The organism is Streptomyces yunnanensis, assembly GCF_029011865.1.
In the GTDB taxonomy this organism is placed as follows: domain Bacteria; phylum Actinomycetota; class Actinomycetes; order Streptomycetales; family Streptomycetaceae; genus Streptomyces; species Streptomyces yunnanensis.
On sequence record NZ_CP095749.1, the window covers coordinates 153,376 to 173,057 of the forward strand.

General features: G+C 68.6%; 23 protein-coding genes. 12 read left to right on the top strand and 11 right to left on the bottom strand.

Features of this window, described 5'->3' with window-relative positions; all coding sequences use genetic code 11:
- Positions 1 to 59: 59 nt before the first annotated feature.
- Positions 60 to 662: a CGNR zinc finger domain-containing protein gene (locus MOV08_RS00560; RefSeq protein WP_275305718.1), complete on the bottom strand. Its 603-nt coding sequence runs from the start codon at positions 660 to 662 to the stop codon at positions 60 to 62.
- A 21-nt stretch (positions 663 to 683) separates the two neighbouring features.
- On the opposite strand from MOV08_RS00560, the gene MOV08_RS00565 reads away from it, so the two are divergent.
- Together MOV08_RS00565 and MOV08_RS00570 are read left to right on the top strand one after the other, a co-directional pair.
- A complete protein-coding gene (locus MOV08_RS00565; protein WP_039639744.1) occupies positions 684 to 1,136 on the top strand; it encodes a VOC family protein in 453 nt (150 codons plus the stop codon).
- Between the two features lie 212 nt (positions 1,137 to 1,348).
- Positions 1,349 to 2,166 (top strand): IS5 family transposase gene (locus MOV08_RS00570; RefSeq protein WP_420834109.1). Its coding sequence is split into 2 segments (ribosomal slippage): positions 1,349 to 1,700 and positions 1,700 to 2,166, totalling 819 coding nucleotides; the frame shifts between segments, so codons are not numbered across the junction.
- A 265-nt stretch (positions 2,167 to 2,431) separates the two neighbouring features.
- Here MOV08_RS00570 and MOV08_RS00575 read toward each other — a convergent pair.
- On the bottom strand, positions 2,432 to 2,740 hold the full coding sequence (locus MOV08_RS00575; RefSeq protein ID WP_275305719.1) for a hypothetical protein: 309 nt from the start codon (positions 2,738 to 2,740) through the stop codon (positions 2,432 to 2,434).
- A 67-nt stretch (positions 2,741 to 2,807) separates the two neighbouring features.
- Positions 2,808 to 3,509: a hypothetical protein gene (locus tag MOV08_RS00580; protein WP_275305720.1), complete on the bottom strand. Its 702-nt coding sequence runs from the start codon at positions 3,507 to 3,509 to the stop codon at positions 2,808 to 2,810.
- Between the two features lie 295 nt (positions 3,510 to 3,804).
- Between MOV08_RS00580 and MOV08_RS00585 the strand changes: the two genes are divergently transcribed.
- The 3 genes from MOV08_RS00585 (at position 3,805) to MOV08_RS00595 (ending at position 6,575) form a co-directional block, all read left to right on the top strand.
- Entirely contained in the window at positions 3,805 to 4,809 is a 1,005-nt protein-coding gene (locus MOV08_RS00585; RefSeq protein ID WP_275305721.1) for a phosphotransferase family protein, read from the top strand.
- 61 nt (positions 4,810 to 4,870) lie between these two features.
- Positions 4,871 to 5,688 (top strand): IS5 family transposase gene (locus MOV08_RS00590; protein WP_420834110.1). Its coding sequence is split into 2 segments (ribosomal slippage): positions 4,871 to 5,222 and positions 5,222 to 5,688, totalling 819 coding nucleotides; the frame shifts between segments, so codons are not numbered across the junction.
- A gap of 70 nt (positions 5,689 to 5,758) precedes the next feature.
- Positions 5,759 to 6,575, top strand: a protein-coding gene (locus MOV08_RS00595; RefSeq protein WP_420834111.1) for an IS5 family transposase whose coding sequence is annotated in 2 segments (ribosomal slippage) — positions 5,759 to 6,120 and positions 6,119 to 6,575 — 819 coding nt in all. Because the reading frame shifts where the segments join, the coding sequence is not laid out codon by codon here.
- 109 nt (positions 6,576 to 6,684) lie between these two features.
- On the opposite strand, the gene MOV08_RS00600 is transcribed toward MOV08_RS00595, so the two are convergent.
- A complete protein-coding gene (locus tag MOV08_RS00600; RefSeq protein WP_275305722.1) occupies positions 6,685 to 6,924 on the bottom strand; it encodes a hypothetical protein in 240 nt (79 codons plus the stop codon).
- Between the two features lie 203 nt (positions 6,925 to 7,127).
- Between MOV08_RS00600 and MOV08_RS00605 the strand changes: the two genes are divergently transcribed.
- Positions 7,128 to 7,481, top strand: a complete 354-nt coding sequence (locus MOV08_RS00605) for a hypothetical protein (protein ID WP_159031015.1) — start codon at positions 7,128 to 7,130, stop codon at positions 7,479 to 7,481.
- A 373-nt stretch (positions 7,482 to 7,854) separates the two neighbouring features.
- On the opposite strand, the gene MOV08_RS00610 is transcribed toward MOV08_RS00605, so the two are convergent.
- The 3 genes from MOV08_RS00610 to MOV08_RS00620 form a co-directional block, all read right to left on the bottom strand.
- On the bottom strand, positions 7,855 to 8,703 hold the full coding sequence (locus tag MOV08_RS00610) for a class I SAM-dependent methyltransferase (protein WP_275305723.1): 849 nt from the start codon (positions 8,701 to 8,703) through the stop codon (positions 7,855 to 7,857).
- 341 nt (positions 8,704 to 9,044) lie between these two features.
- The gene (locus MOV08_RS00615; RefSeq protein ID WP_275305724.1) at positions 9,045 to 9,524 is read right to left on the bottom strand and encodes a hypothetical protein; all 480 of its coding nucleotides are present in this window, start codon (positions 9,522 to 9,524) and stop codon (positions 9,045 to 9,047) included.
- Positions 9,525 to 9,555: 31 nt separating this feature from the next.
- The gene (locus MOV08_RS00620) at positions 9,556 to 9,873 is read right to left on the bottom strand and encodes a hypothetical protein (protein ID WP_275305725.1); all 318 of its coding nucleotides are present in this window, start codon (positions 9,871 to 9,873) and stop codon (positions 9,556 to 9,558) included.
- Positions 9,874 to 10,287: 414 nt separating this feature from the next.
- Between MOV08_RS00620 and MOV08_RS00625 the strand changes: the two genes are divergently transcribed.
- A complete protein-coding gene (locus MOV08_RS00625) occupies positions 10,288 to 11,007 on the top strand; it encodes a sensor domain-containing protein (protein ID WP_275305726.1) in 720 nt (239 codons plus the stop codon).
- A gap of 207 nt (positions 11,008 to 11,214) precedes the next feature.
- Positions 11,215 to 12,162: an amidohydrolase family protein gene (locus MOV08_RS00630; RefSeq protein WP_039639730.1), complete on the top strand. Its 948-nt coding sequence runs from the start codon at positions 11,215 to 11,217 to the stop codon at positions 12,160 to 12,162.
- Positions 12,163 to 12,568: 406 nt separating this feature from the next.
- Here MOV08_RS00630 and MOV08_RS00635 read toward each other — a convergent pair whose 3' ends face one another.
- Both MOV08_RS00635 and MOV08_RS00640 read right to left on the bottom strand, forming a co-directional pair.
- Positions 12,569 to 13,318 carry a VC0807 family protein gene (locus tag MOV08_RS00635; RefSeq protein WP_275305727.1) on the bottom strand — a complete coding sequence of 250 codons (750 nt, stop codon included), beginning with the start codon at positions 13,316 to 13,318 and terminating at the stop codon, positions 12,569 to 12,571.
- A gap of 260 nt (positions 13,319 to 13,578) precedes the next feature.
- Positions 13,579 to 14,514, bottom strand: a complete 936-nt coding sequence (locus MOV08_RS00640; RefSeq protein ID WP_275305728.1) for a DMT family transporter — start codon at positions 14,512 to 14,514, stop codon at positions 13,579 to 13,581.
- Positions 14,515 to 14,594: 80 nt separating this feature from the next.
- Between MOV08_RS00640 and MOV08_RS00645 the strand changes: the two genes are divergently transcribed.
- Both MOV08_RS00645 and MOV08_RS00650 read left to right on the top strand, forming a co-directional pair.
- The gene (locus MOV08_RS00645; protein WP_275305729.1) at positions 14,595 to 15,500 is read left to right on the top strand and encodes a LysR family transcriptional regulator; all 906 of its coding nucleotides are present in this window, start codon (positions 14,595 to 14,597) and stop codon (positions 15,498 to 15,500) included.
- Between the two features lie 470 nt (positions 15,501 to 15,970).
- Positions 15,971 to 17,233: a pyroglutamyl-peptidase I gene (locus tag MOV08_RS00650; RefSeq protein WP_476718399.1), complete on the top strand. Its 1,263-nt coding sequence runs from the start codon at positions 15,971 to 15,973 to the stop codon at positions 17,231 to 17,233.
- A 36-nt stretch (positions 17,234 to 17,269) separates the two neighbouring features.
- Here MOV08_RS00650 and MOV08_RS00655 read toward each other — a convergent pair whose 3' ends face one another.
- Positions 17,270 to 17,479, bottom strand: a complete 210-nt coding sequence (locus tag MOV08_RS00655; RefSeq protein ID WP_275305731.1) for a hypothetical protein — start codon at positions 17,477 to 17,479, stop codon at positions 17,270 to 17,272.
- Between the two features lie 255 nt (positions 17,480 to 17,734).
- Here MOV08_RS00655 and MOV08_RS00660 point away from each other — a divergent pair, with 255 nt between their 5' ends.
- Positions 17,735 to 18,145, top strand: coding sequence for a hypothetical protein (locus MOV08_RS00660; RefSeq protein ID WP_275305732.1), 411 nt, complete (start codon positions 17,735 to 17,737; stop codon positions 18,143 to 18,145).
- 193 nt (positions 18,146 to 18,338) lie between these two features.
- Here the strand turns inward: MOV08_RS00660 and MOV08_RS00665 are convergent, their stop codons facing one another.
- Positions 18,339 to 18,536 (bottom strand): hypothetical protein, encoded by a 198-nt coding sequence (locus MOV08_RS00665; protein WP_159031012.1) that lies wholly within the window; start codon positions 18,534 to 18,536, stop codon positions 18,339 to 18,341.
- A gap of 645 nt (positions 18,537 to 19,181) precedes the next feature.
- Between MOV08_RS00665 and MOV08_RS00670 the strand changes: the two genes are divergently transcribed.
- Entirely contained in the window at positions 19,182 to 19,676 is a 495-nt protein-coding gene (locus MOV08_RS00670; protein WP_275305733.1) for a DUF1269 domain-containing protein, read from the top strand.
- Positions 19,677 to 19,682: the final 6 nt, after the last annotated feature.

The following is a 19,682-nucleotide window of genomic DNA, read 5'->3' on the forward strand; positions in this document are numbered from 1 at the left end:
GGTGCGGGAGAGACCGATCTGCCGGCCGGCGTCCTTGGTGAGTCCGGTGGGCACCGTGGTCATCCTTCCTCGAAGCGGCGGGTGCGTAGGGCGCGGACTTTGTGACGGTTGCCGCAGTGCTCCATGGAGCACCAGCGGCGGCGGCCGGGGCGCGAGGTGTCGACGTAGATCAGGTGGCAGTCCTCGGCCGCGCACACCCGGATGCGAGGAGCGAAGGGGCCGGTGAGGAGGTCTACGGCATCGCGCGCGACGGTGGCGAGCAGCTGGGTGCCGTTGCCGGTGCCGGCCCAGTGTCGCGTTCCGTCCGCCCTGATGGCGGGTGCCAGTGGTGCATGGGCGGCCGCATCGTTGATCACGTCGAGATCGCCGGGCGTGGGCGGTTGGTTGCGGGTGCGGGCGGTGGCTGCCCGGAACAGGGCGTTGCGCAGTCGGCGCGCGTCGGCCACCTCGCCGTCGGTGATCCGTAGGTCGGGGGTCGGGGTGAGGCGTGATCGCCCGGCCCATGTGGCCAGGTCGGCAGGCTCGTGGAGTACTTCGTACCGACTGAAGGGGCCAGGGCCTCCGGTGGGGAGCAGTTCCAGGCACAGGGCGCCGGGGTCGAACCGGTAGGCGGCGCCGGTGTGGGAGCGCAGTACGAGCCCTCGGTTTGCGTCGGAGTCCATGTAACCAATATAACCGGTTACATGGCTTTGAACTGGAAACTGGTCATCGACAGCACGAACGCAACCGCCCTCGCGGACTTCTGGGCCGCAGCCCTGGAGTACGAGGTGGAGGACCCCAGCGTCCTCATCGAGCAGCTGCTGGCCGCCGGCCACCTCGGCAAGGAAGCAGTCGCCGAGCACCGCGGCCGCAAAACCTTCCGCGGCTACGCGGCCATCCGCCATCCCGAGGACCCGTTCGACCCCGTCAGCGGCGTCGGCCGAGGGCGACGCCTGCTCTTCCAGGACGTCCCCGAAAGCAAGACCGGCAAGAACCGCCTGCACCTCGACGTCCACAGCGAATCCGACGGCCTCGACGCCCTGGTGACACGGCTGGAGGCCCTGGGCGCGAACCGCATCCGAGAGGTGAACAACGGGCCGGCCGGCCACTGGTGGATCATGCAAGACCCAGAAGGCAACGAGTTCTGCGCCGCGTGAGAACCACAGCCCGACCCGATCAACACCGCCCGCCTACCAGTAGGCGGTGCTGGCGGCGCTCATACCTGCCGGCTGCCCCTGCCCAGTTCCACCCATCAGCACCTTCGTTCGCCCCGGCAGTCTTGTCGCTCGGTATACGGATGGCTCCTTAGAAGTCCTAACAGAAGTGGTTGATCATGTGACTGCTGGCTTGTCCACTCGTTGGTCTGGTCGTGGGGAAGCGTCAGTCGCGGCCGTGGATCGTGTCGGATGAACTGTGGGCGTTGGTCGAGCCGTTGCTGCCCAAGCCGGGGTCGAAGCTGGTCGAGGGACGGCCGAGGGTGCCGGACCGGCAGGCGTTGTGCGGGATCCTGTTCGTGCTGCACACCGGCATCCAGTGGGAGTACCTGCCGCAGGAGCTGGGCTTCGGTTCGGGCATGACCTGTTGGCGGCGGCTGGCCGCCTGGAACCAGGCCGGGGTGTGGGACCAACTGCATGTGCTGCTGCTGAAGAAGTTGCGGTCGGCGAAGAAGTTGGACTGGTCCCGGGCGGTGATCGACTCCTCCCATGTGCGGGCGGCCCGCAGGGGCCCAAAAGCGGTCCCAGTCCGGTCGATCGCGCTCGGCCGGGCAGCAAGCACCACGTCGTCACCGACGCCCAAGGCATCCCGCTCGCGGTGTCGCTGACCGGCGGCAACCGTAACGACGTCACCCAACTCCTGCCCCTGCTCGACAAGATCCCCCCTGTCGCCGGGGTTGTCGGCCGACCCCGGCACCGGCCCGACGCACTGTTCGCCGACCGTGGCTACGACCACGACAAGTACCGGCGCCTGCTGTGGCAGCGCGGCATCCGTCCCGTGATCGCGCGGCGAGGCGAGCCACACGGCTCCGGCCTGGGCATCTTCCGGTATGTCGTCGAACGAACGATCGCCTGGCTGCACGGCTTCCGACGCCTGCGCATCCGGTGGGAGCGCCGGGACGGCATCCATGAAGCCTTCCTCGGGCTCGCTACATGTCTCATCACCTACCGACACGTCCGACGCCTTTGTTAGGACCTCTTAGTGTCCGGGTTCGCCCATGAGCGGTTGAGTTGGCCTGAGCGAGCATCAATGTTGGCCCACGTCGTCAGGATTGGTTTGCCGCGCGCGACCGCCTGATGTCCCTGCCATGCCGGATAGTCGGTGTAGCCGGCGGTGCCGGGGCTGTACAGCCACGGCTGGTCGATGTGGGTGTTCAGCGGCAGGCCCACACAGCGGTGAGCAGGACCAGGTCGAAGCCCGGGGCGAAGCACCGGTCGCGGTCCCCAAGCTCGCGCGGTCAGTCCGAGCAGCGCGGCCAGTGCGGGCAGCGCGTCGTCGAGCCACCGGACGCCCTGGCTCGCGCGATCCGCTCCCCCGGCCGGCTCAGTTCCGGCGTCGGCTCGATGGCCACGACCCGGTGACCCTGCGCGGCGGCGTTACGACCACTGCGCGCGCTGAAGTCCACCACGGCGGCCAGCCGCGCGGGGACCAGCGAGGCTGGTGGTGCGGCGGCGCCCCCACTGGTTCCGGCGAGGAGCACCGTCGCGGCAATGCCTGCGGTCAGCACACGGCACAGCCGGGCGCGGTCCGAGGTGGCGCGCTGCAAGGTCTGGTCGTCCCCTCCCGCACCTGGGCGGGCGGGGCGGCGTCCAGACGGGAGCCGGGCGGGTCGGTCACCGTACCGCACCAGCCGGGCCGGACCTGGGCTCGTCCGTGGGCTCCCCACCGGATTTTTGCCAGGCACGGACCAACTTCGGTCGCACAGCGGCGCCCAGCGCCGTCGCCGATACCGCGACGACCAGGAGGAAGATACTGCCAGCCGCGGCGAGCACCGCCTGGAACTGATCGTCCGCCACCGATTCGGCGAGCTGGGGGCGGACCAACGCCCTCGGGTCCCGGACCACGCGCGCCCGCTCACCGGGCCGGTCGTCGTGCTCGCAGAAGACGGTGTCCGCTATCTCGTCCGGACCGTCCTCACGGACCGTACAGAGGTACTCCGTGACCTTTCCCCGCCACGGCGTGACCGCGGTGACGCCCCCGGAGTGCGTCACGCCCCGTTCCTGCAGGACGACCGCTCCCACCGAGTTGTAGGCGAGCAACGGAACCGCGAGCAGCGGTACGAGCATCAACGGGCATGCCAGCGGCCGCACCAACGGAGTGGCCAGCACCCACACCACCTTCATCAGCCCCACCCCGCTGGCGATGCTGAGCAGTATCCCGGGCAGCTGCATCCCGTCGATCACCCACAGGGCACCGCCAAGGAGATGGAGCGCCACCAAGACCGGAATCGAGACGGCAAGCAGCCAATGGGTGGCGCGGGTACCAGGGAAGCGGTTCCGTGCGCCCATGGTGCCGTCCGCAATGCCTTGCAGCACTCGGCCTGTTCCCCAACTCCCCTGCTGTGCCCGGCCGTCCTTCTACGTCAGCACGACGCTGCAGCCCCGGGCAATCCGCCGCACCCCGCCCCATGACCGTCATGGACCACATCCTCGCACCCGCCACTGACAATCCCGTCGGCCGAGAGCTCCGGGAGGCGGCAGCTGGTTGGCGTAGCGTCGGACGTCGGCGGCAACAGCTGATTCCGACAGGTCGAGTGGGAGTCTGACCGAGCAGCACGGCCATCGCCTCCAAGAGAACTTTCGCGCGCCGCCGTCCGGATAATGAGGTGACATGGTGACCAACCACGATGACGCGGCGGCTGTCCGACCGTTGACCCTGGCTTGGGTGAGTCGGCACCTGGAGGTCGGCGAACGGATCATCAGAGCCGAGGCGCTGCACGGGGGCATCACTGCCGAAATGCGGCGACTGACCATCGGCACGCGGGACGGAGGCACCCGTGACCTGGTGCTGCGGAGCTTCGTCGACCCGTTCTACGTGGGGCACGCCGAGGACTGGCTGAACCGGGAGGCCGACGCCCTGATGCTGCTGACGGGGACCGGCGTGCCGGCTCCTGGACTGGTCGCGGTTGATCCGACCGCCGCGCAGTGCGAGTATCCGTCGCTCCTGATGACACATCTGACGGGACGAACGGTCCTCGACGATGAGGGAGTGGAGACGCGCGTTCCTCTGCTGGCCCGTCAACTCGTGGCGATCCACGCGTTGCGGCCCTTCCCCAAGCTCTCGGCTTCGCTCGAGCAGGGGAGACCCCATTTGCGGCCCCGGGAGTATGTAGCGTTGACGACCCCCGACACCGTCGTAGTCCCCAAGGGCGCCGACGCGGCGGCATGGGCCGCGGCGATCGACATGATCCGCAGGCCCGCGCCGCCCTATGAAGGACGGTTCGTGCACCGGGACTTCCAACCCGGCAACGTGCTGCTCGACGTACCGCCCTCAAATCCGGCAGGCGCCCGGATCACCGGCGTCGTCGACTGGGCCGCGACCTCCTGGGGCCCGCCGGATCTCGATGTAGCGCACTGCTCCACCAACCTCGCGTTGCTGCACGGCCCGGCGTGGGGTCTGCGGTTCGCCGAGGCGTATGAGGAGGCCGGCGGGATACTCGCAAAGGCCGCGACCGAGCGACTGTACTGGCAGGTGCGGGACGGCTTGGCGTGCTCAGAAGAAGTGCAGCAGGTGGCGCAGCCATGGCGGGAGGCAGGCAGGACAGAACTGACGACACGAGCCGTGGAGAAGCGGCTGGATGCCTATGTCACCGCCCTGATGGACACGCCGGGCTAAGAGGTCCTAACAGAAGTGGTTGATCATGTGACTGCTGGCCTATTTGCTCGTTGGTCTGGTCGTGGGGAAACGTCAGTCGCGGCCGTGGATCGTGTCGGATGAACTGTGGGCGTTGGTCGAGCCGTTGCTGCCCAAGCCGGGGCCGAAGCTGGTTGAGGGGCGGCCGAGGGTGCCGGACCGGCAGGCGTTGTGCGGGATCCTGTTCGTGCTGCACACCGGCATCCAGTGGGAGTACCTGCCGCAGGAGCTGGGCTTTGGTTCGGGTATGACCTGCTGGCGGCGGCTGGCCGCCTGGAATGCCGCCGGGGTGTGGGACCAGCTGCATGTGCTGCTGTTGAAGAAGCTGCGGTCGGCGAAGAAGCTGGACTGGTCCAGGGCGGTGATCGACTCTTCCCATGTGCGGGCGGCCCGTAGGGGCCCAAAAGCGGTCCCAGTCCGGTCGATCGCGCACGGCCGGGCAGCAAGCACCACGTCGTCACCGACGCCCAAGGCATCCCGCTCGCGGTGTCGCTGACCGGCGGCAACCGCAACGACGTCACCCAGCTCCTGCCTCTGCTCGACAAGATCCCCCCTGTCGCCGGGGTTGTCGGCCGGCCCCGTCACCGGCCCGACGCACTGCTCGCCGACCGTGGCTACGACCACGACAAGTACCGGCGTCTGCTGTGGCAGCGCGGCATCCGTCCCGTGATCGCGCGGCGAGGCGAGCCACACGGCTCCGGCCTGGGCGTCTTCCGATATGTCGTCGAACGAACCATCGCCTGGCTGCACGGCTTCCGTCGCCTGCGCATCCGATGGGAGCGACGGGACGACATCCATGAAGCCTTCCTCGGACTCGCTACATGTCTCATCACCTACAGACACGTCCAACGCCTTTGTTAGGACCTCTAAGAGGTCCTAACAGAAGTGGTTGATCATGTGACTGCTGGCCTATTTGCTCGTTGGTCTGGTCGTGGGGAAACGTCAGTCGCGGCCGTGGATCGTGTCGGATGAACTGTGGGCGTTGGTCGAGCCGTTGCTGCCCAAGCCGGGGCCGAAGCTGGTTGAGGGGCGGCCGAGGGTGCCGGACCGGCAGGCGTTGTGCGGGATCCTGTTCGTGCTGCACACCGGCATCCAGTGGGAGTACCTGCCGCAGGAGCTGGGCTTTGGTTCGGGTATGACCTGCTGGCGGCGGCTGGCCGCCTGGAATGCCGCCGGGGTGTGGGACCAGCTGCATGTGCTGCTGTTGAAGAAGCTGCGGTCGGCGAAGAAGCTGGACTGGTCCCGGGCGGTGATCGACTCTTCCCATGTGCGGGCGGCCCGTAGGGGCCCAAAGCGGTCCCAGTCCGGTCGATCGCGCTCGGCCGGGCAGCAAGCACCACGTCGTCACCGACGCCCAAGGCATCCCGCTCGCGGTGTCGCTGACCGGCGGCAACCGTAACGACGTCACCCAACTCCTGCCCCTGCTCGACAAGATCCCCCCTGTCGCCGGGGTTGTCGGCCGACCCCGGCACCGGCCCGACGCACTGTTCGCCGACCGTGGCTACGACCACGACAAGTACCGGCGTCTGCTGTGGCAGCGCGGCATCCGTCCCGTGATCGCGCGGCGAGGCGAGCCACACGGCTCCGGCCTGGGCATCTTCCGATATGTCGTCGAACGAACGATCGCCTGGCTGCACGGCTTCCGACGCCTGCGCATCCGATGGGAGCGACGGGACGACATCCATGAAGCCTTCCTCGGGCTCGCTACATGTCTCATCACCTACAGACACGTCCAACGCCTTTGTTAGGACCTCTAAGCCAAGGCGGTCCGGGGCGCGGCCCGGACCTCGTCATTCACCGCTCAGCCGAGGGAAGAATCGAGCAGGCCCGGGGGAAAATCGGGGGCATCGCCATCACCTACTCGTCCTCGTCGTCTTCAGCGGCCGGGGCGACCGACTCACCTGTAGCGCGGCGAACGACCCTCTTCACCATCCCTTCCAGGGAACGCTCGCCAAGCAGGTCGAGTGCGAAGTCGGTAAGGCCGGGTCGCTGGACGGCGTCGATCCACGCGGGGAGCATAGAGCCGAGACGCGGAGCAATCTGATACATGTCGTCGCCGACGAGACCCCCAGGGAATTCCGGAAGCAAATCGGTCACAACCAGCGACCGTAACAGCCGCAAGGTTCGGACGGGTCGTGCGACCGCCCGGACTTCGCCGGCCCGCCCCGACAGAAACCACCGCCAACTCCGCTTGTCAAGGCATGGTGAAATCGCGCAGTGCCCGCCCGGCCCGTTGCTAGACAGTGCGTCGGCGTCCGCCTCATCCGACGGCGCTGAAAACGAGAAACGGGGAACGCCCAATGGCATCATCCAAGTTGAAGCTCCTCACGATCGCGGCGGCCACCGTGCTCGCAGCCGGGCTGACCACCGGCAGCGCCATGGCCGTCGAACACGGACGCATCGCCTGCGGAGGCCAACCCGCCATCCAGGTCTGGAACAACGACGGCGAACACTGCTTCCAGTCCGAGAAGGACGTCTACATCACCGACGTCGTCACCGTCTGCCGCGTCAACGGAGTGGATAACGGCGCCTACCAGTGGAAGGAGAACCCCGACGTCCCGACCCCGCACACCAAGTACCTCGACGACCTTTGCGACAACTACTCCGGGGTGCCCGGAAACACCACCGTGGTGTGGGTGGGCGTCCAAGTGTGAGAAGGACCGGCGAGAGCACGGGCCGATGGCCCCGGAGCCGGTGGCTCCGGCGCAGCGGTGACGCCAGCATCTGTGCTCCGCCTACGGGGGCAACGGGACACGGTTCGTGCCCAGGAGCAAGGCGTTGTCCGTCTGCTCAGACCTCCCGGTCGGCCACATGGCCTGTCGGGCACTCCCTGGTGGTGCGTCCGGAAGGTTTCGCAGGGATGCGTCGTCCAGCGCGTCGATTCGTCGTCAGCCTCTAGATGAGCGATTCCAAGGGGTTCAGTGCTCGTAGGCGGTCAGTGCGCGCATGACCGGCTGGCCGCGCATGAACCTGGCTCCCCTCATCAGACCCCCTTGGAATCGGTCATCTAGGGGACCGGGAGACGCTCTACCGACGGACCGCCGAGATCAGTGCGCCGGGCCGCTCCTCACGCTGCGGCGGGGTGTCGATCGGGCGGCCGTAGGCGGCAGCGCGCTCGCGCAGGGTGTGGCTTTCGGCCTCCCAGCCGTGCCCGTCCAGCCAGCCCACCGGGTCGTCGGGCATCTCCGAGACCCACATGGACGCCGCCGATCCCGGCACGGCGTCCGCCCCGAAGCGCTCGATCACGCCGCGCGAGCCCAACGTCAGCCCCATCCGACTGCCTGCCGCCGACTGCGCGCTGATCCGGTCCAGCAGCAGCTCCACCGCGTCCTCGGGCAGATAGATCAGCAGTCCTTCGGCGATCCACACGGTCGGCACCGCCGGGTCGTGCCCTGCGGCGGCCAGCGCGCCTGGCCAGTCCTCACGCAGATCCACCGCGACGGTGATTCGCTCGCAGCGTGCGACGGCACGCTCCTGGCGCAGCACCGCTGCCTTGAAGTCCAGTGGCGCGGCGGTGTCGACCTCGAACAGCCGGGTGCCCTCGGGCCAGTCCATCCGGAAGGCCCGGCTGTCCATGCCGGCGCCGAGCAGCACGACCTGCCGGACCCCGGACGCGGATGCCTGCTGCAACACGTCGTCGAGGAACTTCGTCCTGATGACGATGGAGAACGACACAGCCAGCCGGCGGCGTCGTGCGGCCTCGTCATCGGGCGGCGGCGAGGAGGGCCACAGGCCGCCGGCGGTGGCGAATGCCTGTGCCAGTGGGTCGCGGAACAGCGCGTTCTCCCGCTCGGTCTCCAGCGCCCGCACCCGGGCCACCCCCACCGCCGTGGCCCACACTCCCGACGGCTGCACCCGCTCCTGCTCATCAGTCATTGCGCCAGCCTAGACGGTCGATTCCGAGGGGTCTGATGAGGGGAGCCGGCTTCATGCGCGGCCAGCCGGTCATGCGCGCACTGACCGGCTACGACCACTCAACCCCTTGAAATCGATCATCTGGATCCACCACGCCATCGATCGTGTCGGCTCGATGAGTCGTCCACCAGCTCGTCACCGGTCCCGGATCAGAAACTGGTACTGAAGCGGCGCTCGACTGCCGTCGGGAAGGAGCCGGCGCCCTCGAGTCAGAGGACCGGGGTGCGGTCGCTGGCCACGCAATCCCCGTCTGGTGGACGCTGGCCCCGCATCAAGGCATCCGGCATCCGTCCTCGCAGCTCTTACGTAGTGGTGGACTGTCGCGGTTGCAGGCCGGGGACGGCGCCGTCTGCCAAGCTGGTGCGGATTTCGCGAACGACCGGCCCAGGAGTGCCGTGCAGTTCGGTGCAGGCGATGATGACCAGTCCTTCCGTGCCCGCCGGTTGCTCCGAGGTGGCCAGGTCGGTGAGGCTGTTGAGCAGAGCTGTCCCGGTCCGCTGGTCCTCGGTGCTGCTGCCCAGGCCCGTGAAGGGGCTGTCGACGATCAGGAACTGGGGCACGGGCATAGCGGACACTTCCCGCGCGGTGGCGCGTAGTGCCAGCCAAGTGCTGACGTTGGTGCGGGTCATGCCGTGCCCTGCGACGGCCCCGGCATCGAATGGGCTGCCGTTGAGGGGGACGGAGGAGTCTTCTGGGCTGATGGAGACGGTGGTGATCTCCGGGTCGCATGCCTGCATCCGCCGGAGCAGGTGGTTGGACCACCGGTCAGTGCTCTGTTTCACCGCCTGGTCGGTGTCCTGCCGTGCGGCGGTGTTAGGCAGCCTCGGCGGCCTCCTTGTCCCTTTCCAGGTGCGGCAGTTCGTCCCGTAGGTCGATGAGTTCGGCAAGTTCCCGAAGGTGCTCGGCGTTCCGTTCCGGCCGCGCGGCCAGCTCCCGCACAGCGGCCTCGGCTTCAAGGACAGCCTGTTGCTGCGGCGCGATCACGTCCTGGGTGAAGGCTTGCGAAGTTGCCGAGGCCCCCGGTACGGCTCGGTCGGCGACGCCGGCACGGCCAAGGGCGTCTTCGGCGGCCTGCGTCGCACGGCCGGCAGCTCGACGGGCACGCTCGGCAGCCTGCTGTGCCTGGGCCATCCGGCTCTGGAGTTGCTCGGCACGGTGTTGGCGGTCGGGGTCGAGTGGGCAGGGAACGACCGTCGGGAGTGTGGAGACGGTCGACGCAGCTGTCCAGAGCGCGGCGCTGCGGCCGATGCGACTGGGACTGGGACTGAGCCGAGTCACCCGCGGATACGCAGGGTGATGTGGTTGGGGGTCCTCGGTCGCTCGCGGGGCTGGAGGGGCAGCACCAGGTCGCTCAAGGAAGAAACGCATCCCTGTCGATGAGCCGTAGCCCGAGCCAGTCGACAACCGCCAGCGCGACTTGCGGCACGTCACAGGCGGATACGGGGGATAGCCCCAGTGCTCCGGCCCCTGCCACCTGCGAGAATGATCAAAGAACGGGTTCTGACCTCCCGTTCTTGCAGACGACGGAAAGGCAGGGGCCACAGCATGCCGGATGGGACTGTGGGGGCGGCCACGCGGCCAGGAGCGCCCGGGCAGGCCGAGCACGATGACGGCACGCAGGCCCGGCGGGCGCAGCGGGGCGGGGGGCTGATCGGCGGGCTGCTCGCGCCGTGGCGCGGACTGGTGCTGATGCTCCTGGGATGGACGGCGGCTGTGGTCTCCTGGCTGCTGATCACCGCGATCACCACGCTGTTCATCTGGGTCGGGTTCGCACTGGTCCCCTTGGTGGCGAAGGCGCTGCGAGGGTTGGCCGACTGCCAGCTCCGCCTGGGCCAGCGGTGGTACGGCGTTGGCCCGAGCAAGGGAGCCGGCTCGTGGGAGCGGCACCCTGGTGCGCTGGATGGGGCCGCCGAAACTCCCGGTGTCCCTGGGCTGGTGAAGGGGGCACTGAGGGTGCTGAGCCGGCGCTCGACCTGGCGGGACTGGGCCTGGGCCCAGGTCTCCCTCGTTGCCAGCTGGTTCCTCGCGGTTGTCCCCCTCCTGCTGTTCGCGTTGGGCCTCTTCGGTGTCCTGATGCCGGTCCTGTGGGACCCGTGGGTCTCCACCTGGGACAACAGCTGGTACGGCTTCATCCGGCTGGAGAGCGCCCGCTCGGCGAACTGGGCGGCCGGACTCGGCGTGGTGTGGCTCCTGCTGGGCCTTTGGATCGGACCGTACGCGCTGCGCGCCCAGGCCAAGCTGACGCGAGCGGTACTGGGTCGCTGATACCCGAGGGTGCTGGGGTGATGCGTCGTGTAGTTGTCCGGACGTGCCGGTTGGTGGGTGCGGACGACGACGGCCGCCCGCTCTGGGAGCGGACGGCCGCGAAGGTCGGCAGGAGCGATCGTGGTCGAGTCCCGTGAGCGCGCCACTGCCCCCTGTCGAGGTGTCAGATCCGTCGGGCTGTTCCGAGACGTGTGAGATGAGAGACGCATGCGACTGATCGCTGTTGAAGAGCACTTCCTGCCGTCCGAGCACGTGAGAGAGGTGATGGCCGCCCAGGGGCTGCCGCCCGCGGCGGTGGACCCGCTGGCCGATCTCGGTGCCGGGCGGGTAGCGGTGATGGATGCGGCCGGCATCGACGTCCAGGTGCTGTCGGTGGTGGCTCCGGCCGCTCAGGAGGTAGCTCCGGCGCGTTCTGCCGACCTGGCGCGGGCGCTCAACGACCGTGCGGCCGAGGCGGTCCGTCAGTACCCGGGGCGATTCCGTGCGCTGGCGAGTCTGCCCATGCCCGACCCCGAGGCCGCTGCGGCTGAAGCCTTCCGCGCGGTGCGCGACCTGGGGTTCTGCGGACTCATCATCAACGGCCACACCGGTGGCCGGTTCCTCGACGGCGCCGAGTTCGCCCCGGTCCTGGCGGCAGCGGAGGAGCTCGGGGTTCCGGTGTACCTGCACCCGACATATCCGCCGGCTGCCGTCGCCGATGCCTATGGAGCGGGCCTCGACCCGGCGGCCGCGGCGTTGTTGACGACCGCGGGGTGGGGCTGGCATGTCGAGACCGGCATGCATGTGCTGCGCATGGTGCTGGGCGGGGTGTTCGACCGGCATCCGCTCCTGCAGGTCGTTGTCGGACACATGGGGGAGAATCTGCCGTTCTCCCTGCTGCGCGCCGACTCGGTCCTCAGCCGACTGCGACCGGGGCACGAGTCCGTCGCCGACACGGTGCGCTCCCACGTCCACCTCACGATCAGCGGGTACACCACCGTGGCCCCGCTGCAGTGTGCGTTGACGGTGTTCGGGGCCGATCGGTTGATGTTCGCCACGGACTACCCCTTCGGGGACCCTGCCCAGCACGCCGCGTTCCTGGAAACCGCTCCGCTCAGCCCCGAGGATCGTCACAAAGTCGCGCACACCAACGCTGAGCGACTGTTCGGCATCTGAGACCTGGTTCGGGGACCGGCGCGGTGGCTGATGCCCCGTTTCCGGTCCCCGGCGCCGTAAGAGAGCGCGTGCGGTCCTGCGTCCGAGCGACCGCTACGCCTCAGGCAGTGCGACAGAGGTCGAACTCATCGATGTTGCAGCCCACTGACGTTCATCCGCGCCTCCCGAACGGCTCGAGAGACGCTGCTCCTCGTCATCGACAGGGTCACCTGGACAGACCGTTCTCAGCCGATCGAGGCGATTTGCTCGGCGGCCCCAGTCGTTCGGTCTGCTGTCCCAGTGAACCTCCGGCCACGTGGCAAGTAACCCGTGCCCGAACGGTGTTGATCGCGATGTTGGGACGGATGCGCCGGCGCCAGCGGCGCAGTCGGCCGCAGCGGCGGGCCGAGCACGGCGGCACGCATGCTCATCGTGTGGCCTCGTTCAGCGCCGGGGCGGTGTGCTGGCCGGCGTCGGGGCGCGGGCCGATGACGCCTTCGGCGGCCAGTTGGTCGTGAACCTCGTCGACGAGCCCGTGCAGCACCTTGATCTGGGACTTGGTGAACAGCAGCACGGCGACGATCAGCACGATGCCCGGCAGCTGGGACAGCAGGAACGACTCGTTGAACTTGTCGACGTCGAAGCTGTAGACGACGATCACGCGCAGCACGGCGTCGACCAGTGCGGCCAGCCCGAACGCCGCCGTCACCATGCGCTCACGAGCGCGGAACGGCTGGGAGCGCTCCCACGCCTGCTCATAGGCGACGGCGCGGTCGGGGTCGCCGTCGGTGGCCATGGGGGTGGCCGCCACATAGACCAGGGGCCGCCCGGCGACACAGGTAAGGAGCAGGTAGACGGCAGCGAGCAGGGTGTAGAAGGACGGCTTGGCGGCGATCAGCCGCGGATCGTCGGATATGAACAGCAAAGCGACCGTCAGCGCCATCTCCAGGACGACGAGCAGGCCGATGACGTCGAGTTTGCGCCGCTGAATGGTGTGGATCAGCGTCCACACGCCACCCGCCGCGCCGGCGAGGGTCAGCGCCCAGACCTGGCTGAAGCCGGCCAGCTGGTGCAGTACGTAGAAGCCTGCGATGGGGATGACCAGGTCGAGCGCCATCGGGGCGAGGGCCCGGAACTTCCGTGCCGGGTCCGGTGACTTGGATGCCTGCGTGTTCATGTGATGGCCCCCTTGACGAGCTTTCCGGTGCAAGGCTGCGACATATCCGAAGTGCGCAGCAGTTGCTTAGAATTATCATGGAAACGCGCTGGTCAAAGACGTGCGAGCGCGAGAGCGGCGTTCGGGGGCCGGGGTTCGGGGTGAGCAAGGGAGGGGAGGTATGGGTGGGCGCGGCGGCATGACACCTGTTGTTCGCCTCCGTGGCCGTTGGGCCGTTGCCTCCGTACACCGCCTCCGAGGGAAGCGCGCGTAGAGGGTGATCAGGCGCTGGTGGGTGTCATTGTCGGGCACGCATCGTCTTCTTTCTCGGTTCTTGCCGTGGTGGTGCGGTGGGTGCGTTCGATGGCCTGGCCCCAGTAGGTTCCGGCGATCATGAGCACGGCGCCGAGTGTCGCCCAGAGGGTGAGCCGTTCGCCGCCGACGCTGATCCCGATGGCGACAGCCCAGATCGGTTCGGTGCCCAGCAACAAGCTGGCCCGGCTGGCGGAGGTGCCTTGCACGGCCCAGGTCTGGGCGAGGAAGGCGAACACGCTGCAGAACAGGGCGAGATAGATCAGTTGGGTCCAGGTGGTGGCACTGCTGTGGGCCAGGTCAGGCAGGTGGGTGAAAGCGAGCGGCAGGAACAGTGACGAGCCCACGATGGTCTGAACGGTCGTCAGGTGCAGCGGGTCCATGGGACGGCCCACGGTGAGCCGTCCGACGAGAGCGACGTGCCCGGCCCGGACGACTGCGGCAGCGAGCATCAGCACGTCTCCGAGCCGTGGTGCGTGCAGCCCGGTACTGGAAGTGAGCAGCCCGACGGCCACCACGCAGAGTCCGGCGGCGAGGAAGAACGTCCACGGCAGCCGCCGACTGCCGGTGCGGTCCAGCAGCGGTGTCAGCACGATGGTCAGGCTGATGATGAGCCCGGCGTTCGCGGCGCTGGTGTGCGCCACCCCGTAGGTCTCCAGCACGAGCACGGTCGCCTGGGTGACTCCCAGCAGCAACCCGGCGCGGACCTCCGCGCGGGTCCAGTGGCGCCTTTGGCGGCGGGAGGCGACCAGGGCTCCACACGCGAGCGCGGAGATCGCATACCGGGCGAACAGGACCGCCAGGACCGGGAGTGCGTCGGTGGCCGTCTTGGCCGCGAGATAGCTGGAACCCCAGACCAGCGCGACCAGGAGAAGTACCGCATCGGTGCGGCGGGCAACATGCATGCCCCCACGCTGCCCCACCAGTACGTTGAAGGCTATAACCAACTTCTAAATATGAGGTGTAGCAGCACTACACTGTCAGGATGGATGAACGGCAGCTGCGCATCCTGCGCGAACTGGGAGACCTGGGCAGCGTCAGCGCCGTCGCCGAGGCACTGCATGTGACGCCTTCCGCGATCTCGCAGCAACTGCGGTTGCTGCAACGCTCGATCCCCGTCCCGCTCACCGAGCGCGCCGGACGCCGGGTGGTGCTGACCGACGCCGGGCAGGCCCTGGCCGCGGCGGCCATCAAGGTCGAGACCGCCCTGGCCCAGGCCCGGCACACGATCACCGACTTCGCCGAACAACCCGACGGCGACGTGTCGGTGGCCGCGTTCCACAGCGCAGCGTCCGCGTTCTTTCCACTCCTGCTGCGCAGCCTCGTCAGCCCCGGACGCCCCCGCCCGGCGCTCGCCGACGAGGACGTCGCCCAGGACCGCTTCCCCGCCCTCACCCGTCACTACGATCTCGTGCTCGCCCACCGCCTCGACCACAGTCCGCCCTGGCCACGCACCGTGACCTCCACCACGCTGCTGCGCGAACCCCTCGACGTCGCCCTGCCGGCCGGCCATCCGCTGGCGTCCAAGCCGCTGCTCACGCCGCGGGACGTGGCGGACCAGCCGTGGATCACGGTGCACGACGGCTTCCCGTTGATGTCCACCATCGAGGCCATCGCCAGCGTCGCCAACCGCCGACTCGACATCGTCCACCGCATCAACGAATTCGCGGTAGTCGCCGTGGCCGTCGCCGCCGGCGGCGGCCTCGCGCTGATGCCCCGCTGGACCGCTCAGCCGCACCCCGACGTCGTCCTCAGGCCGCTGACCGGAGTACACGCCCGACGCGACATCGACGTCCTCCACCGGCCCGAGCGCACCGCCCGAAAGGCCGTCCGCACGGTTCTTGCCGAGTTGCACCGCGCCGCCGCACAGATCAAGGGCCACGACCGCTGAGCCGCACCGCTAGCGGTAATCGATACGACGGCGTGGCCGTGCAGCAGCGGCTGGCCGGACCTGGACTCGTAGTTCCGGAACACCGCGCTGATCAGCCGCCCTTCGCCGGGGCGCGGTTCCTGCCGCCGCCCCCCAGCGGATCTGCGCGACCCAACCCCGCCCGATCACCCCCTCGAACTGGTCCGGCAGTCGCTCGGGGTACGGCCGTACTCATCTGTCGACAGGTACGACTCGATCAACTTCCGCTGTCATCGGTGAGTTGCCTGCGCGTCACACGCAACGTCCTACCAGATTCCGCCCGTGCGGGAGCAAAACCCGTGATTGATCACACCCTCACACAGTCCCTGGTTGCAGTATGAGTTCGAGGCCCCTGAGCCTCACCCATGGCGTAGACCACTTCCGTCACGCGATACTGCAGCGGTCCGGCAGTACGCGTACGCCCCCACAGCGACGGAAGGACCCCAAGCCCCTTGAATTCCCTACGTGTTCGGCGCGGATTCCTCGGAATGGCCCTGCTGGCGGGTCTGGCGGTACCCGCGACCACGGCGACGGCCCGGGCCGCTCAGGGCGCCCCGACCCCGACCGTCGAGGAACAGCGCCTCGACAAGGCGGTACCGCAGGAGATACTGCGACGCTCCGGATTCGACTCCGTAGCCCCCGACTTCGTCCGCGACCTGGCCCGGACGCACTCCTTTAAGCAGGCCCGCGGCATCGTCGTGCGGGACGGTACGGCACTGTGGCGGCGCGCCGTCGGCCGGGCGCAGGGACGGGGCCCCGCGGGCGGCGACCTCGGTCGGGACGACGACCGGCCGCTGTACTGGGCGCGGCTCGGGATGACGCGGGACGTGCGCAGATGGGAGCCGGGTTTCGGGCTCAGTGACGCGCAACGTTCCACCCTGTTGGAAGAGTTGGAGCGGACCTCGCGGGGCCAGAGCGACATCCGCTACCCGTCGCGCGCCACGGGCATCAAGCGGATTCTCGTCACCGGCTTCGACCCGTTCACGCTGGACCGGGACATCAGGATCTCCAACCCGTCCGGGGCCGTCGCGCTCGCTCTCGACGGAACGGTGATCCAGACCGACTCCGGTCCGGCCCGCATCGAGGCCGTCACGTTCCCGGTGCGCTGGCAGGACTTCGCGGAGGGAACGGTGGAGCGGACGCTGGCGCCGTACCTGCCGAAGGTCGACCTGTACACGACGGTGAGCCAGGGCCGGGTGGGCCGCTTCGACGTCGAGCGGACGAACGGGGCCTGGCGCGGCGGGTACCCCGACAACGACAACATCAGCAGCACTGGGACCATCCCGGTCGCCGCCCCGGCCACACAGCCGCAGTGGACGACAACTACCCTCCCCTACAAGGCGATGGTGACCGCGCGCACCGGCCGGTTCCCGGGCTACGACCACACCGAGGTCACCGAGATCCCGACCGGGAGCACCGAACCCGTCGTACGCCCCGACGGCCCCACGCCGGGCTCCACGGCGCGTGAGGGCGGCGGCGGCAACTACCTCTCCAATGAGATCGCCTACCGCGCGACCCTGCTGCGCGACCGGCTGGGCCTGCACGACACGCTGCCAGGCGGGCACGTGCACACACCGGTGCTCCAGTTCGGCGCAGGCAACACCGATCCGGCGACCGGAAAGATCACGGATCCGCAGTTCGTGCAGAACCGGCTGGACATCATTGCGCAGCTACGGTCGATCCTGAGGGTGGCGGCGGATTCGGCACTGAAGTGACGTCGCCCGCGCCCGTGTTCCCGCCGCGTCGCGAGGTTAGTTGGTGTCGCTGGTGTGGTGGGGCCGGGTGCGGCTCCACCATCGGACGCCGAGTCCCCAACCGATCAAGATGATCAGTGCGAGGAGTTTTCCTTGCCACTCTGAGACGGCGCTGAAGGTAAGGCCGCCGATGGCGGTGCCGATCAGGGTCAAGGCGAGGACGGTATAGGTGTGCGCATCGGTGCCGCGCTGGTTGTATTGCTTCACGTGTGCCAAGCGTACTTACCAACGGGTGGTGCCGGAGAGGCCCCCTGCGAGGACAGGGTGCGTCCGATGGGTGTCCGATGGGTCGCGTGGTCGATACGCAGTCAGTGAGCAGGTGTAGAGGGCCTCGGCTGTTCACGGCCCGCAGGGCCGGGCTGGAGTTTCAGGAGGGAGGGCCGGTGGCGGTCATCGGGCCATCAGCCAGAGACAACTCGGCGCCGGGGGTATCGTTTCCCGGCTGCCAAGGGGGGATCGACCATGACGCGCAGGATGCGCACGGCACTGATCTGCACGGCCGCGGCGATCACTGCCGTGGCACTCACCGTAACGATCCTGGAAGACACGTTCTTCGGCACCGGCGCTGTTGGGGCCGCGGAGTACCGGCAGGGATACCAGTGGCTCGCCACCATGCGACGAGGACTCACCGCCAAGGCACACACCACGCGCATTTTCCCCGCCACGCCCACCACGCCCACCACGCCCACGGACGGTACCCGCACAGAACAGACGCCACCCGCCTCCGCCTTCACTCGCTCTGGCTGGACTGCCAGCATCGACTGCCGTCTCGCCTCCCGCCAGGAGAAGTTCACCCAGGGCGTCGCGCGGGAACACCTCGATGCCTGGGTACGCGGCTGCGAGGACGCCATGAAAGATCTCCCTCGTCAGTGAGGGCCCACCGTCTTGAAGCCGCTGGGGCGCTGTCATCTGCGACGCCAGCTTCCACGCCCGCCGCAAGTAGGAGGCGACCCTCCGAGCACGGCTGCTCCGGCTTCAAGCGGACTGGCCCGATGCGGCAACGGTCCGCGGTTTCCAGGAACGGCTTGCCGTAGAAAACCTTGCCGTGGCCATGAACTTCCATAACTCACCGAAGGTTGCAACGGCCCACGCCATCGCCAACGTGCTGGCTACCAACGGCGTCGACACCCGTGATGATCGGCATGCGTGGCTCGACCACCAGGCCAATCGCGCCGCGCTGCGCACGGTGAAAGGAGTGGGGCCGAAGAGCATCGACTGCATCGGCATCCTCGTCGGCCGTTCGCAGGTCGCGGTCGACATACATCTGTGCGCCTTCGCCGCGGATGTCTGCCCAGCCAGAACCGCAGCCGCCTCGTCGAGATCAACCGCTCTGTCCATGAGGGGATCATCGCTCATGGGCGAAACCCGGCGGTCCAGGGACCCGGAGCCCAGAGCGCGGCAGGGCGTCGCCCTGTTCCTACTTCCCATCAACATTTTCAGGGCTGTCGGCCCCGCGGCCGTTCTCAGAATTTGCCTACGGCCCATCCTGTTTCCAACCTGCGCAGTCAGTTCGAGGAGCGGTCGCGGTGACCGTTCCTCGAAGGCACACGACGAAGAGGGCAGGCTGGGGACGTCTCCCAGCGCTCTACGGCGGCCTGGGTGCCTGGGTAGCCCATGGGTCGCCGCCGATACAGATCGGGCCGGGGGCCATCCGCCGAGCCCATGGGTGAGGCGCCACCCGTCGTGCTGGTCCCACGTCAGATGGATGCCATGCCATGCCACGCATGCGGGCAACGCTCGGGGGCGCGACTCCCCTGGTGCCACTGGAAGGCCGCGTCCAGTCGGTCAGAGTTGGCGCCGGAGTCGTCCTCGCTGGTCCGCCGCTGACAGGGCGCGACGCACCGGCCCACTCGGCATGGCAGGCTCCGCTGGGGTGCGCCAAGGGCCGGGAGCGCCAACAGTGGACATCATGAACGACAACATCCTTTTCCTGAACGTCGACGACCCGCAGGCCGGCCACCAGGCGCTCGACGCGCTGCGGCGGGCGCACTCCACCGGCGAGGTGAAATTGCGCGAGGCGGCGGTCGTCGCGCGCGACGCCGACGGCGTCCTCGACTTCCCCGACGCCGTCGACAGCACCGGCACCGCCCGGGCCTTCGCCGTCGGCGGCCTGATCGGCGGGCTCCTGGGCATCCTCGGCGGCCCGCTCGGCGTCATGATCGGCTTCGGCGCGGGCGGGCTGATCGGCGGTGCCCATGACGCGCGCGAGGCGACCGCAGCCAACGCGGCGCTGGAGATGCTGGCGGCGGAAGTGCCGCCGGGAAGCACCGTGCTGGTAGCCGAACTGCTGGAGGACGATCCCTCACTCGCCGACGGGCTGCTCGCCCCGTACGGGACGGCCGCGCGCTATTCCGCGAGAGAGGTCCGCGAGGAAGTGGAGGAGGCCATCACAGAGAGGCGTTAGGCCGGG

Coding starts and splice junctions, on each gene's coding strand:
- MOV08_RS00560 (WP_275305718.1), bottom strand. CDS start 662: ATGGACTCCGACGCAAACCGAGGGCTCGTACTGCGCTCCCACACCGGC.
- MOV08_RS00565 (WP_039639744.1), top strand. CDS start 684: ATGGCTTTGAACTGGAAACTGGTCATCGACAGCACGAACGCAACCGCC.
- MOV08_RS00585 (WP_275305721.1), top strand. CDS start 3,805: ATGGTGACCAACCACGATGACGCGGCGGCTGTCCGACCGTTGACCCTG.
- MOV08_RS00605 (WP_159031015.1), top strand. CDS start 7,128: ATGGCATCATCCAAGTTGAAGCTCCTCACGATCGCGGCGGCCACCGTG.
- MOV08_RS00610 (WP_275305723.1), bottom strand. CDS start 8,703: ATGACTGATGAGCAGGAGCGGGTGCAGCCGTCGGGAGTGTGGGCCACG.
- MOV08_RS00620 (WP_275305725.1), bottom strand. CDS start 9,873: ATGGCCCAGGCACAGCAGGCTGCCGAGCGTGCCCGTCGAGCTGCCGGC.
- MOV08_RS00625 (WP_275305726.1), top strand. CDS start 10,288: ATGCCGGATGGGACTGTGGGGGCGGCCACGCGGCCAGGAGCGCCCGGG.
- MOV08_RS00630 (WP_039639730.1), top strand. CDS start 11,215: ATGCGACTGATCGCTGTTGAAGAGCACTTCCTGCCGTCCGAGCACGTG.
- MOV08_RS00635 (WP_275305727.1), bottom strand. CDS start 13,318: ATGAACACGCAGGCATCCAAGTCACCGGACCCGGCACGGAAGTTCCGG.
- MOV08_RS00640 (WP_275305728.1), bottom strand. CDS start 14,514: ATGCATGTTGCCCGCCGCACCGATGCGGTACTTCTCCTGGTCGCGCTG.
- MOV08_RS00645 (WP_275305729.1), top strand. CDS start 14,595: ATGGATGAACGGCAGCTGCGCATCCTGCGCGAACTGGGAGACCTGGGC.
- MOV08_RS00660 (WP_275305732.1), top strand. CDS start 17,735: ATGACGCGCAGGATGCGCACGGCACTGATCTGCACGGCCGCGGCGATC.
- MOV08_RS00665 (WP_159031012.1), bottom strand. CDS start 18,536: ATGTATGTCGACCGCGACCTGCGAACGGCCGACGAGGATGCCGATGCA.
- MOV08_RS00670 (WP_275305733.1), top strand. CDS start 19,182: ATGAACGACAACATCCTTTTCCTGAACGTCGACGACCCGCAGGCCGGC.